Here is a 12,391-nt window from a genome sequence, read left to right as displayed (position 1 = left end):
CCGTCGGGCGCCCACCGGCCCGAGCCGCACCACGTGAGGAGCCACGTGTGTACACCCCACCGCCCCCCGCCCCGCCGACCCGCCGCGCCCTGCTGCGCGGAGCCCTCGGCCTCGGCACCACCGCCGCACTCGCCGCCTGCGGCGGGGGCAGCACCACGCCCCGCACCTCCGGCGACGTCACCCTCTCCCTGTGGACCCACGACCCGGGCTACGAGGCGTTCTTCGCCAAGGGCGTCCCGGAGGCCGACCGCGCCACCGCCTTCCGCTACCACCTGAAGGTCACCCGCGCCGGCGCCCCGGACATCGTCACCAAGCTGCTCGCCCAGGCCGTCGCCGGCCGCGGCACCCCCGACCTCGTCGGCTTCGAGATCGCCAGCTTCCCGCGCATGCTGCGCGGCGACATCGCCGAGCGGCTGCTGTACGACTTCACCCCCGACATCGAGGCCGTACCCGGCCTCAAGGACGACCTGCTGCCGGCCCGGACCGCCCCCTTCAGCAAGGACGGCAGCGTCTACGCCTTCGACTCGGACACCCCGATGGTCGTCTACTTCTACCGCCACGACCTCTTCGAGGAGTACGGCCTCCCCGAAGACGTGGCGACCTGGGAGGAGTTCGCCGAGGCCGGCGCCCGGGCGCACCGGGACCACGGGGCCTCGATGTGCGTGGTCTCCACGGTCGGCAGCGACCCGGCCCAGGTCGTGCAGTCCTTCCAGATGCTGCTCTACCAGCGCGGCGGCACCTTCTTCGACGCCGCCGGGAACCTGCGCCTGGACTCGCCCGAGGCCGAGGAGGTGCTGCGGTTCCTCTGCGAGGGGCTGCGCAGCGGCTTCGTCGTCGAGGTCTCCGACTACTACGGGGCCGGCATGCAGACCGCGCTGAAACGGGGCCGGGTCATCGGCCTGCCCATGGCCATCTGGTACAAGAACTACGGCCTGGTCACCAACGTGCCCGAGCAGAAGGGCAGATGGCGGGTCCGCGCCCTGCCCCGCTTCGCAGGCGGCGGCGGGGTGACCGCGGCACTGGGCGGCACCGGCTTCGGCGTCGTCAAGGACAAGGCCAACACCCGCGCGGCCAGGGAGTTCCTCTTCCGGACGTGGCTCACCCACGACGGCCAGGTCCGCCGCTTCACCGAGACCGGCTATCTGCCCACCCGCCGCTCGGTCTTCGACGATCCCCGCCTGGGCGCCTACACGGACGACTTCTGCGGCGGGCAGCGGCTCTTCCGCCTCTACCGCTCCCTGCTGCCCGACGTGCCGCCGTTCCACCAGAGCCCCGACCAGTCGATCCTCTACGACGTGCTCGGGGGGAACCTGCTGCGCGCCTACCACGGCGACCTGACCCCACGTCAGGCGTTGAAGCAGACAGCGGCCGATTTTCGTGATCAGGCCGGGCGGTAGTTCGTCTGCGGCGGCGTCGTGGCGTGTCGCGCCCACGCGGCGGAGCCGCACATCGATACAGCCCCGCGCCCCTGAGGAAGCGCTGCCGAACCCAGCGGTTCAGGAGGAACCCATCATGACCACCACCGTCACCGGGCCGCCCGGCGCCGCCCGTGCGCACAGCGCCCCGGGCCGGGAGGAACACCGCCCCCGCAAGGTCTGGGCGCCTTACCTCTTCATTTCGCCCTTCTACCTCCTCTACGTCCTGTTCATGCTGGTCCCGGTCGGTGTCTCGCTGTGGCTGAGCCTCACCGAGTGGGTCGGGCTCGGTACCCCGCACTGGGTGGGGCTGCGCAACTACCGGCTCCTCGCCACCGACATAAGCTTCCACCGGGCGCTCGGCAACACCGCCGTCTTCGTGCTGGTCGCGGCCTGCCTCGTCGTCCCGCTCGCGCTGCTGATCGCCCAGGCCCTCAGCACCCGCGGCCTGCGCGTGCGCGACCTGTGGCGCACCGCCTACTTCGTGCCGATCGTGGTCTCCCCGATCCTGGTCGCCCTGATCTTCGGCCTGATCTTCGACCGGCAGTTCGGACTGGCGAACGCGGTGCTGCGCTCCCTGTTCGGAACCGGCGGCGTGGACTGGCTGGGCGATCCGGACCTGGCCAAGGTGAGCATCGCCCTGGTCATGCTGTGGCGCTGGACCGGCTACCTCACGGTCTTCTTCCTCGCCGGGCTCCAGAACGTGCCCCGGGAGCTGTACGAGGCCGCCGCCCTCGACGGGGCCGGGCGGCTGCGCACCTTCACCACCGTCACCCTGCCGGCGCTGAAGCCGGTGACGGCGTTCGTCGTCGTGACGTCCTTCATCGGCGCGGCCCAGATCTTCGAGGAGCCCTACCTGCTGACCGGCGGCGGGCCGGCCGAGTCGACCCTCTCGGTGACCATGTTCATCTACCGGGCCGCCTTCCAGCGCCAGCAGTTCGGCTACGCGGCGGCCGCCGCCGTCGTCCTCTTCGTCGTCGTCTTCGGCCTCAGCCGGCTCGTCAACCGTCTCCTCGGCATCGGGAGGGCCGCCTGATGACCCGCGCCCGCCTGCCCCTGTACGTCTTCCTGGTCCTGCTGTTCGTGGGCTTCCTCGCCCCGCTGGTGTGGGCGCTGAGCGGCTCGCTCAAGCCGCGCAGCGACATCTTCGGCTACCCGCCGGAACTCGTCCCGGACCCCTTCACCCTCGACAACTACCGCGCCCTGCTCACCGACCAGCCCTTCGGCCGCTGGTTCCTGATGAGCACGGTCGTCGCCGTCGTCGCCACCACCGTGTCCGTCTTCGTCTGCGCGCTCGCCGGCTACGGCTTCGCCAAGTTCCGCTTCGCCGGCAGGCGGCTGCTGTTCGACGTCATGTTCAGCTCGCTGTCGATCCCGTTCGCGGTGATCCTCGTGCCGCTGTTCGTGATCCTCGTCAAGACCGGCCTCGGCAGCCCCTGGTTCGCGCTGATCGTGCCCTGGGTGGCGCCCGCCTTCGGGATCTTCATGATGCAGCAGTACATCGTGCAGGCCATCCCGGACTCGGTGCTGGAGGCCGCCCGGATCGACGGGGCGAGCGAGTTCGGCATCTTCCGGACCATCGTGCTGCCCCTGCTGCGGCCCTCGCTGGGCGCCCTGGCCGTCTGGCAGTTCCTGCAGAGCTACAACAGCTTCCTGTGGCCGCTGGTGCTGGTCTCCGACAGCTCCCAGTACACCCTGCCGCTGGGCCTGCAGACGCTGTTCGTGTCGGAGCAGCGGCAGTACGACCTCGTGCTCGCCGGATCCGTCCTCGCCGTCCTGCCCGCCGTCGCCCTCTTCGTGCTGCTGCGCAAGCAGCTCCTCGAAGGCCTGTCCACGGGCGCGGTCAAGGGCTGACACCCGCCGACTCAGCTGAAGGAGAAGCATGTTCGAGCCGCCCCGACGTGTCCTGTTCGGTGCCGCCTACTACCACGAGTACCAGCCGTACGACCGCCTCAAGGACGACCTCGACCTGATGGCCGAGGCCCGCTTCACGGTGATCCGCGTCGGCGAGTCCGTGTGGTCCACCTGGGAGCCCGAGAACGGCCGCTTCGACCTCGACTGGCTCCAGCCGGTCCTGGACGGCGCCCACGAGCGGGGCATCTCGGTGATCCTCGGCACGCCGACGTACGCGGTGCCGCCGTGGCTGGCCCGCCTGTACCCGGAGATCACGGGAGAGACCCGCACCGGCGAGCGGCTCGGCTGGGGCGCCCGGCAGGAGGTCGACCTCACCCACCCGGCGTTCCGCTTCCACGCCGAGCGGATCATCCGCAGGATCACCGAACGGTACGCCGACCACCCCGCGGTCATCGGCTACCAGGTCGACAACGAGCCCGGCCTGCACCTGCTGCACAACCACGGCGTCTTCCAGCGCTTCACCGACGAACTGCGCGCCCGGTACGGCGACGTGGAGACCCTCAACCGAGAGTGGGGCCTGGTCTACTGGTCGCACCGGCTGTCCACCTGGGCCGACCTGTGGACCCCGGACGGCAACGCCCAGCCGCAGTACGACCTGGCGTGGCGGCGCTTCCAGGCCCGGCTCGTCACCGAGTTCATCGCCTGGCAGGCGGACATCGTGCGCGAGTACGCCCGCCCCGGCCAGTTCGTCACCACCTGCATCTCCTACGACCGCCAGGGCGTCGAGGACGACCGGCTCACCGAGCACCTCGACGTCACCGCCGGCAACCCGTACTACACGATGCAGGACGCCCTCGCCCTCCCGGACACCGGCGGCGACGGCCAGAACTGGACGACCAACGGCACCTGGGCGCTGTACCGCAGCGCCGACCGCATGTACTCCTCCCGCCAGGAACCCTTCCTGGTGACGGAGACCAACGCCCAGGCCATCAGCGGATCCTGGGACAACCGGCCCGCCTACGACGGCCAGTGGCGCCAGGCCGCCTGGGCGCTGATCTCCCGGGGCGCGTCGATGATCGAGTACTGGCACTGGCACACCCTGCACTTCGGCGCCGAGACCTACTGGGGCGGCATCCTCCCGCACAACGGGCGCCCCGGCCGCGTCTACCGCGAACTGTCCGATCTGGGCTCCGAGTTGGAGAAGGCCGGGGGTCTCGTGGCGGCCCTCACCCCGGACGCCGACGTCGCGTTCCTGTACGACGGCCCCAGCAAGTGGGCGCTCCAGGGGCAGCCGCCGCTGGCCGACGCCGACGGGAACCCGGACGGGCGGTCGTACGAGAGGATCTTCGACGCCTTCTACCGAGGGGCCTTCGACGCGGGGCTCCAGGCGCGCGTGCTGCACCCCGGGCAGCTCCCGGACACCGAACTGCCGCCGCTCCTGGTCGTCCCCGCCTACTACGCCGCCGACGACACCGTCCTCGACCGGCTGCGCGCCTACGCCGAGGCCGGCGGCCACCTCGTCCTCGGCCCCCGCACCGGCTACGGCGACACCGAGGCCCGGGCCCGCACCGACCTCCAGCCGGGGCGGCTCACGGAGGCGGCCGGGGTGACGTACGACGAATTCAGCAACCTGCGCGACCCGCTGCCCGTCACCGGCACGGAGTCCCTCCCCCTGCCGGCCGACGCGCACGCCCTGCACTGGGCGGACGGGCTGCGGCCGCGGGGCGCCGAGACGCTGGCGGCGTACGCGCACCCGCACTTCGGCCGCTGGCCCGCCGTCACCACCCACCGCCACGGTGCCGGGCGCGTCACCTACGTGGGGACCGTGCCCGACCCGGTCCTCGCCCGGGCCCTGTTCGACCGGTACGCGCCCGACGGCGCCTGGCGCCCGGCGCACCCGAGCGTCACGGCCGCCTCGGCGACCGCCCGGGACGGCCGCCGCGTGCGGTTCCTGCACAACTGGTCCTGGCAGGAGGTGTCCGTGCCGGTGCCCTCCCCCCTGCGGGACGTGCTGTCGGAGACGGTGTACGCCGACGCGGTGCCGCTCGGGCCCTGGGACGTCAAGGTGCTCCGCGAGGAGGCCGAGTAGCAACCATCCGTTCCGCCGGTCGAGTTCCGGCCGCCCCTTCGCTGGGCATCGTGTCAGGGGCGTGGGCCGCGCCGTCCCGGAGGGGGAGCGGGCGGGCCGTACGGGCCGGGCGAAGGGATGGGAAGCCATGACGTCACCGCTGCCCTCGGGAGAGACGCTGTCGCAGCCGGTGCTGAACCCGCCGGCGTCGGTCGCGGTGTTCCTGGTCGCCACGATCGACCCCGGCGGGGAGGCCGCCGTCCGGGAGGTGCTGGGCTCCCTCGCGGGCCTGGTGCGCTCCGTCGGCTTCCCCAGCCCCGACGGCGGTCTCGGCTGCGTCGCCGGGGTCGGGTCCCGGGCCTGGGGCCGGGTGTTCGGCGGGCCGCGGCCCGCCGAACTGCACCCCTTCCGCGAACTGGCCGGCCCCCGGCACCACGCCCCGGCCACGCCGGGCGACCTGTTCTTCCACCTCAAGGCCGCCCGCACCGACCTGTGCTTCGCCCTCGCCGCCGAGATCGTGCGGCGGCTGCGCGGCGCGGTCACCGTGCGGGACGAGACGCAGGCGTTCTCCTACTTCGACTCGCGCAATCTCCTCGGCTTCGTCGACGGCACCGAGAACCCCGTCGGCCCGGCCGCGGCGGACGCGGCCCTGGTGGGCGAGGAGGATCCCGGCTTCCGCGGCGGCAGTTACGCGCTCGTGCAGAAGTACCTGCACGACGTGGACGCCTGGGAGGCCCTCGCCGTCGAGGCGCAGGAGAAGGTGATAGGCCGCACCAAGCTCACCAACCTCGAACTGGACGCGCCCGGCTCCCACAAGGACGTCAACACCGTCCTCGGCCCGGACGGCTCCGAGCAGAAGATACTGCGCTCGGCGATGCCGTTCGGCCGGCCCGGGCACGGGGAGTTCGGCACGTACTTCGTGGCCTACGCGCGCACCCCGGAGATACCCGAGACGATGCTGCGCAAGATGTTCCTGGGCGGGCCGGGCTCGGGACCCGACCCGCTGCTGGACTACTCGCGGGCCGTCACCGGCAGCCTGTTCTTCGTGCCGCCGGCGGACTTCCTGGATTCGCTGCCCGAGGGCTGACCCCCGCTCAGGCCACGGCCGCCGGCCGGTCCGCCGCCCGCAGGGACAGCGCCCGGCCGTAACGGCGCAGCAGGAGCAGGGCGGTCGCGGCGAGGCCGGTGAGCAGGCCGAGCCAGACGCCCAGGGTCTCCAGGCCGGCGAGGTGCCCGAGGAGCCAGGCGGCGGGCAGCCCGATCAGCCAGTAGCCGACGAGGGTGATCCGGAAGCCGCTCTTCGTGTCGTCGAGGCCGCGCAGCAGGCCGACGCCGATGTTCTGCGCGCAGTCGAAGAACTGGAGCACGGCGGCGACCAGCAGCAGGCCGGTGGCGATGTCCGTCGCGCTGTGCCCGTCCGCCCCGGACGGGTCGATGAACGGGCGCAGCACCAGTCCGGGCACGGTCAGGTAGACGACCCCGACCACCGCCATCACGGCCGCGGCGCACGCCAGCGCCGTGTTCTTGATGCGCCGCGCGGCGGCGATCCGGTCCAGGGCGAGTTCCCGGCTGACGTTGAGGGACGCGGCGTGGGACAGGCCGACCGCGACCTGGAACACGATGTAGATGAGTTGGTTGACGGCCGTGTGCGCGGCCAGCGCCGCACTGCCGAACGTGCCGATGAGCAGGGCGACGACGGAGAAGAAGCCCGCCTCGGAGCCGTAGGTGGCGGCGATGGGCACGCCCAGGCCGGTCAGCCGGCGCAGGGTCGCCGGGCGGGCCTTCCAGAACCGGATGTCCAGGAGCGGGGCGAGCCGGGGGTCGCGGCGCGCGGAGACGTACAGGGCCACGCAGGTCAGCGCGTACACCAGCGAGGTGGCGAGCCCGATGCCGGGCAGACCCAGCTTCGGCAGGCCCCAGGTGCCGTGGATGAGGACCCAGTTGAGGCCCGCGTTGACGGCGACCGACGCGATCGTGATCTGGAGCAGCGCCTGCGGGCGGCGCATGCCGACGGTGAACTGGCGGATCGCCTGGAACCACAGGCAGGGGACCAGGCCGGGGGCGAGCGCGAGCAGCAGCGGCCAGGCCGTGTCCACCACCTCGGGGTCCTGACCGAGGTAGGTGAGGGCGCGCCCGATCAGCAGGATGACCAGGGCGCCGGCGACGCCGGCCAGGGTGGCCAGCGCCAGGGCGGCGCGGACCACGTCCCGGACCTCCTCGGCGGCCTCCTCGGACAGTTCCGCCTCGTCGTCGTCGCGGGCGGAGGCGGCGGAGACCTGGTTGCCGACCGCGGTGACCAGGCCGACGCCCATGGTCCGCAGCTGGTTGAACACGACCATCGCCAGGCCGCCGCCGGCCAGCGCCTCGGCGCCCATCAGGCCCATCATCACCGTGTCGGTGGTGGTGAGGGCGACCTGGGCGAGCTGGGTCAGGGCGAGCGGGACGGCCAGGGTGGCAAGGGCCCGGCTGTCCCGGAGCAGGGTGGTGAGCGGTGTCGGCATCTGAGGGCGTCTCGTCAGTTCTCGCGGAGTTTCGTCAGCAGCTCGTCGACCTCGCGCTCCACGGCCGGGTCGATGAGGGATCGGGCGGTCATCCAGTCGTCGTCGAAGACCGTGTCCATGTACTTCTCGCCTCCGTCGTTGACCAGGGCGACCATAGTCGTGCCCGGCGGCAGCGCGGACATGCGGGTCAGCGCCTCGTGCACGACCCCGCCCGCCGAGCCGCCGATCAGCAGCCCGGTGCGGCGCGCGACGACCCGGGCGGTCGCGAACGCCTCCACGTCACCGACCTTCACGCCCTCGTCGATCAGGTCGAAGTCCACGAGCAGGCCGATCGTGGCGCCCTCAGGGGTGCCGGTGCCGGACTGGTAGTAGTCGTGCGCGGGCCCGCCGAACGCGATGGACCCCTTCGGCTCGACGCCCACGATCCGCACGTCCGGCACGGTCTTCCGCAGCTCCCGCCCGGTCCCGCACAGCCCGCCGCCCGTGCCCACGGCACCGACCAGGACGTCGATACGGCCCTCCAGGGCGGCGTCCAGCTCATGGGCCACGGCGTAATAACCGACCGCGTTGGCCGGGTTGTTGTGCTGCTCGGTGAAGAAGGCGGTGTCGTCCTCGGCGGCCAGTTTCTCGGCGAACTCCTCGCGGGCGGCGGTGGCCAGCTCCTCGTCGCCCTCCTCGGCGACGTAGAGGAGTTCGGCGCCCAGCGCCTTCATGCCGCGCAGCTTGTCGGCGCAGGCGTGGTGGTCGACGACCGCGGTGAAGGTGTAGCCACGCTCGGCGGCGATGACGGCGAGGCCGAGCCCGGTGTTGCCGGAGGTCGACTCGACGATCCGGCCGCCCGGGGGCAGCAGGCCGCGCTCCTCGGCGTCGAGGACCATCTGGCGGGCCATACGGATCTTGGCGGTGCCGGTCGGGTTGAACTGCTCCAGTTTCAGCAGCAGCCGGCTGCCCGTCTCGGTGCGGCACAGCTCGAACAGGGGCGTGTGGCCTATGAGGTCGGAGACGCGGCTGACCACGGCGGGACGCGTGAGCGTCTTGTCCATCGGATGGCTCCAGGGGAGGTGGGGAGTCAGGCGAGGGGGTGGCGGTCGAGCCGCCAGCGGGTGCGGCCGTCGCCGTCGGTGTCGACGACGACCTTCGGGGGGAGCGGCAGCTCGTGGAACGGGGACTCGTTGGAGTCCATCTGGTATCCGGCGGTGTTGGGGTAGACGAGCAGGTCACCGGGGGCCGGGCGGGCGGGCAGCAGCACCTTGCGCCAGGTGAGCATGTCGGACTCCAGGCAGGTGGCGCCGCCGACGCAGGCCGCGTACGGCCCGGCGGCGCCGTCCGGCCGCGCGGGCAGCAGCACCGGATCCGGCAGGTACTCGCTGCTGAACCACTGCTCGGACAGGCTGAGGCTGCTGCCGTCGACGGTGACGACGCCGTATCCGGAGGGCCGGTCCTTGACGCCCTGGACGCGGAACACCGTGCACCCGGCCCGGTCCAGCAGCGCCCGGCCGGGCTCCAGCAGGAGCCGCACCCCGGCCGTGCGCAGCCGCCCGGCGAGGTCGTGCGCCGCCAGGACGGCCCGCAGGGCGCCGGCGCCCGCGACGGGGGAGTGGTACGGGTAGAAGTCCGCCGGGGCGAAGGACTTGCCCGCGTGGTACTGCTCGGGCCGCTGCTCCCGCAGGAAGCGCGCCCAGTGCCCGGCGTCGGTGTAGTCGACGGCGAATCCGCCGCCGATGCTGATCCGGTCCGCGCGCAGCCCCCGCGCCCGTGCCTTCAGACACAGCTCGACGAGTTCGGCCGCCGACTCGGCGCGCTGCCCGGTGTCGTAGCCGGACAGATGGAAGGAGAAGCCCTCCATGTCCACGGCCTGCCCGGCCTCCGCGCAGCGGGCGAGGGCCGACTCCAGCTGCTCGTCGTCGAGGCCGAAGCGGCTGTGCGGCTGGGCGGGCGGCAGGCGCCGCAGCAGCACCCGCGCCGGGCGCGCCGTCGCCTGCGCCAGGGCGATCACCCGCTCCAGTTCGTCGGCCGCGTCCACGGCGATCAGGCAGCCCTGCAGCACGGCCACCCGCAGCAGCCCCTCGGCCTTGGCGGGCCCGGTGACCACGATGTTTTCGCCGCGCACCCCGTGACCGAGCGCGTCCCGCAGCTCACCGGCGCTGGCCACGTCCACGCCCGCGCCGGACAGCGCACAGCGGTCCATCCAGACGGCGGCCTTGTTGGCCTTCTTCGCGTAGTACACGCGGCCGTCCACACCGGCCTCGCGCAACACCTCGGTGAACGCGGCCAGGTTGGCGTCGAAGCGGTCGGGCAGCAGCAGGTGGAAGGGGCCGCCGAGCGCGTACGACAGCTCCTGCGGCAGTTCGCTGCCCAGGATCGCCTCGAGCCGTGGATCCGGGTGGGCGGGCAGCGGCGGGGCGGCGGTCGTGCGGGTCACTGCCACAGCGACACCCGCGTTCCCAGGCCCTGTTCGACGGCCAGTTGCGCGAAGCGGTGCCCGAGCGCGATGTCGGTGACGACCAGACCGCTGTTGTAGGCGAAGATCCGCTCGTCGGCGGAGCGCCGGCCCTCGACCCGGCCCGCCACGACCTCGGGGAACTCCGCGTCCACCGGCGGGAAGGTGCCGTCCGCGTCGGCCATGTCGGTGCCGGTGACCTTCATCTGCGCCTCGCTGGTGGCGACCACGCGGTCCGCCTCGTGCAGGGTCGACGGGGCGATGCCGTGGCCGACCAGGATCGACAGCGCGCCCGGCTTCAGATCGGCGGCCTCGACGGCGGCGGGCGTGTGCTGTCCGGCCGTGGCGACCACCACGTCGGCGTCCGCTGCGGCGGCCCGTACGTCGTCCACGACCTCCACCTCCCGCCCGGGGAAGTAGTGGTGGAGCCGCTCGCGCACCGCGGCGAGGCCGTCCGGGTGCGTGCCGTACACCATGAGCCGGTCCAGGTCCGGCAGCGTGGTGAGCAGGAAGGGCAGCGCCAGGCGGCCCTGGGTGCCGGTGCCGATGACGAGCGCGCTGCGGGCGCCGGGCCGCGCGCACTCCCGGGCCAGCAGCGCCGAGACGGCCGGGGTGCGCAGCGAACCGATCCGGCCGCAGTCCATCATCGCGACCGGCAGCCCGGTGACGTCGTCGTAGATCGTGAGCGTCGTGTAGTAGTGCTGCTCGTCGCGCGACTTGTCCAGGCCGTGCTTGTACGAGGTCTTGATCGCGACGACCTCGCGGACGCCGTCCCGGCCGAGCATGGCGTACGAGACGGAGTGGCCGTCCTCCGGTTTGACGGTGAGCTTGCGGGGGTTGGCCGACCGGCCGTCGGCGAGCGTGCGGTAGGCCTGCTCGACGACGTCCACCACGTCTTTCAGTGATATCTCGATGCCGGCGATGTCGCTGGTGCTGAGGATGCGCAGGGTCCTGTCGTCCGCGGTCACGGCTGTTCCCTTCGAATGCGGGTGGGTGGGCGGCGGATCAGATGTGGGCCACCAGCGCGGCCTGCCCGTAACCGTGCTCGTCCGCCTCGGACAGGGGGCGGCTGCGGCGGCCGGGCACGCGCACCGAGGCGCGCTTGAGCCAGCGGTCGGTGCCGTCGTAGCGGGCCTTGAACGGCACGCGGCCGTGCACGACCAGGTCGTTGTCGACGACCAGGACGTCACCGGGTTCCAGGGCGACGGCGACCGAGACGCGTTCCAGTTCGGCGGTGAGCCGGTCGTAGGCGGCGCGGTAGTCGGCCGGTGCCTCGTCGAGCGGGGTGTAGGCGGGGTCGTAGCGCAGGGTGGGGCCGGCCTGGGTCTGCCACAGGGCCGGGACCTTCGGAGGTGCTCCGGCGAAGGAACGCGCCTCGGCGTAGGCGTCGTCCGGGAGGATCGGCAGGACCGGGCGGGACAGCAGCGCCAGGTCGTCCGCGGAGAGGCGCACCTTGCGGATGCTGGCGGCGGTGGTGGCGACGGCGTCGTGGTTGCGCATGCAGGCGAGCAGCAGCAGATGGGCGCGGCCGGGGTGGAAGGCGTCCTCGGTGTGCGGGCTGAGCAGCACGGTGCTGCTGGCACCCGTCTGCTCCTGCTCGTGGCCGGGCGAGGGCACGATGTTGTGCACGAACCGGCCCTCCTGCTGGCCCTCCCAGGCGATGGGGTGGCCCATGGCCGTGGCGAGCAGCAGCAGGAGCACGTCCCAGGCGGCGGCACGGTCGCCGGCGGTGTCCCAGCCGGAGGGCGTGGGGCCGATGCCGGCGTCGTCGACGGGCAGTCCGCGCAGGACGTACAGGCCGTCGTCCGTGTCGACGGGGCGGCAGATGTGCAGGATCGTTTCGTCAAGGCGGGCCGCGGCGGTCGCGACCCGGCGGAGCAGCTCGGGCCGTGCGGCCGAACTGCCGGACTCGGCAAGGATCTTGTGGGCGGTGTCGGTCAGCTCGTCGACGTCGTGCGGGGCGAACTGGCGGAGGGGTACGGCTCCCGTGGGCATGGCGCAGACATCCGTTCCGGGGCGGGTGCGAGTGCGGGTGCGGGGTGAATGGAGCTCGGAGTGCCGACCCTGTGTGGTGCCTGTGGGACGGCCGGTGATCGCTGCCGAAACCTAACAG

At 72.6% G+C, this 12,391-nt stretch carries 10 protein-coding genes; 5 read left to right on the top strand and 5 right to left on the bottom strand.

The window, feature by feature from the left end:
• The first annotated feature begins 47 nt into the window (after window positions 1-47).
• The 5 genes from ABZ386_RS13970 (at window position 48) to ABZ386_RS13950 (ending at window position 6,424) form a co-directional block, all read left to right on the top strand.
• On the top strand, window positions 48-1,397 hold the full coding sequence (locus ABZ386_RS13970) for an extracellular solute-binding protein (protein ID WP_356615383.1): 1,350 nt from the start codon (window positions 48-50) through the stop codon (window positions 1,395-1,397).
• A 115-nt stretch (window positions 1,398-1,512) separates the two neighbouring features.
• The gene (locus tag ABZ386_RS13965) at window positions 1,513-2,451 is read left to right on the top strand and encodes a sugar ABC transporter permease (protein WP_358964801.1); all 939 of its coding nucleotides are present in this window, start codon (window positions 1,513-1,515) and stop codon (window positions 2,449-2,451) included.
• On the top strand, window positions 2,451-3,269 hold the full coding sequence (locus tag ABZ386_RS13960) for a carbohydrate ABC transporter permease (RefSeq protein ID WP_358964800.1): 819 nt from the start codon (window positions 2,451-2,453) through the stop codon (window positions 3,267-3,269). Before ABZ386_RS13965 ends, ABZ386_RS13960 begins: the two co-directional genes overlap by 1 nt.
• Window positions 3,270-3,297: 28 nt before the next feature.
• Window positions 3,298-5,358 carry a beta-galactosidase gene (locus ABZ386_RS13955; RefSeq protein ID WP_356499888.1) on the top strand — a complete coding sequence of 687 codons (2,061 nt, stop codon included), beginning with the start codon at window positions 3,298-3,300 and terminating at the stop codon, window positions 5,356-5,358.
• Window positions 5,359-5,485: 127 nt separating this feature from the next.
• Complete coding sequence (locus tag ABZ386_RS13950; protein ID WP_351334677.1) at window positions 5,486-6,424, top strand: Dyp-type peroxidase; 939 nt, start codon at window positions 5,486-5,488, stop codon at window positions 6,422-6,424.
• 7 nt (window positions 6,425-6,431) lie between these two features.
• Here the strand turns inward: ABZ386_RS13950 and ABZ386_RS13945 are convergent, their stop codons facing one another.
• The 5 genes from ABZ386_RS13945 to ABZ386_RS13925 are packed head-to-tail and all read right to left on the bottom strand — an operon-like array spanning window position 6,432 to window position 12,273.
• Window positions 6,432-7,838, bottom strand: a complete 1,407-nt coding sequence (locus ABZ386_RS13945; protein WP_358964799.1) for an MATE family efflux transporter — start codon at window positions 7,836-7,838, stop codon at window positions 6,432-6,434.
• A gap of 14 nt (window positions 7,839-7,852) precedes the next feature.
• A complete protein-coding gene (locus ABZ386_RS13940) occupies window positions 7,853-8,881 on the bottom strand; it encodes a cysteine synthase family protein (RefSeq protein WP_351334682.1) in 1,029 nt (342 codons plus the stop codon).
• A gap of 26 nt (window positions 8,882-8,907) precedes the next feature.
• Window positions 8,908-10,266 (bottom strand): Y4yA family PLP-dependent enzyme, encoded by a 1,359-nt coding sequence (locus ABZ386_RS13935; RefSeq protein ID WP_358964798.1) that lies wholly within the window; start codon window positions 10,264-10,266, stop codon window positions 8,908-8,910.
• Complete coding sequence (locus ABZ386_RS13930) at window positions 10,257-11,246, bottom strand: ornithine cyclodeaminase family protein (protein ID WP_358964797.1); 990 nt, start codon at window positions 11,244-11,246, stop codon at window positions 10,257-10,259. Before ABZ386_RS13930 ends, ABZ386_RS13935 begins: the two co-directional genes overlap by 10 nt.
• Before the next feature lie 37 nt (window positions 11,247-11,283).
• A complete protein-coding gene (locus ABZ386_RS13925; RefSeq protein ID WP_351334688.1) occupies window positions 11,284-12,273 on the bottom strand; it encodes a TauD/TfdA family dioxygenase in 990 nt (329 codons plus the stop codon).
• Window positions 12,274-12,391: the final 118 nt, after the last annotated feature.

Source organism: Streptomyces sp. NPDC006140 (genome assembly GCF_040628815.1).
Taxonomy (GTDB): Bacteria; Actinomycetota; Actinomycetes; order Streptomycetales; family Streptomycetaceae; genus Streptomyces.
Note: the sequence above shows the minus strand (reverse complement) of the source record. Positions and strands in the feature narration are given on the sequence as shown.

Excerpts from the sequence above, each read along its gene's own strand:
- ABZ386_RS13925 (WP_351334688.1), bottom strand. The coding sequence starts at position 12,273 with ATGCCCACGGGAGCCGTACCCCTCCGCCAGTTCGCCCCGCACGACGTC.
- ABZ386_RS13940 (WP_351334682.1), bottom strand. The coding sequence starts at position 8,881 with ATGGACAAGACGCTCACGCGTCCCGCCGTGGTCAGCCGCGTCTCCGAC.
- ABZ386_RS13955 (WP_356499888.1), top strand. The coding sequence starts at position 3,298 with ATGTTCGAGCCGCCCCGACGTGTCCTGTTCGGTGCCGCCTACTACCAC.
- ABZ386_RS13965 (WP_358964801.1), top strand. The coding sequence starts at position 1,513 with ATGACCACCACCGTCACCGGGCCGCCCGGCGCCGCCCGTGCGCACAGC.
- ABZ386_RS13950 (WP_351334677.1), top strand. The coding sequence starts at position 5,486 with ATGACGTCACCGCTGCCCTCGGGAGAGACGCTGTCGCAGCCGGTGCTG.
- ABZ386_RS13960 (WP_358964800.1), top strand. The coding sequence starts at position 2,451 with ATGACCCGCGCCCGCCTGCCCCTGTACGTCTTCCTGGTCCTGCTGTTC.
- ABZ386_RS13945 (WP_358964799.1), bottom strand. The coding sequence starts at position 7,838 with ATGCCGACACCGCTCACCACCCTGCTCCGGGACAGCCGGGCCCTTGCC.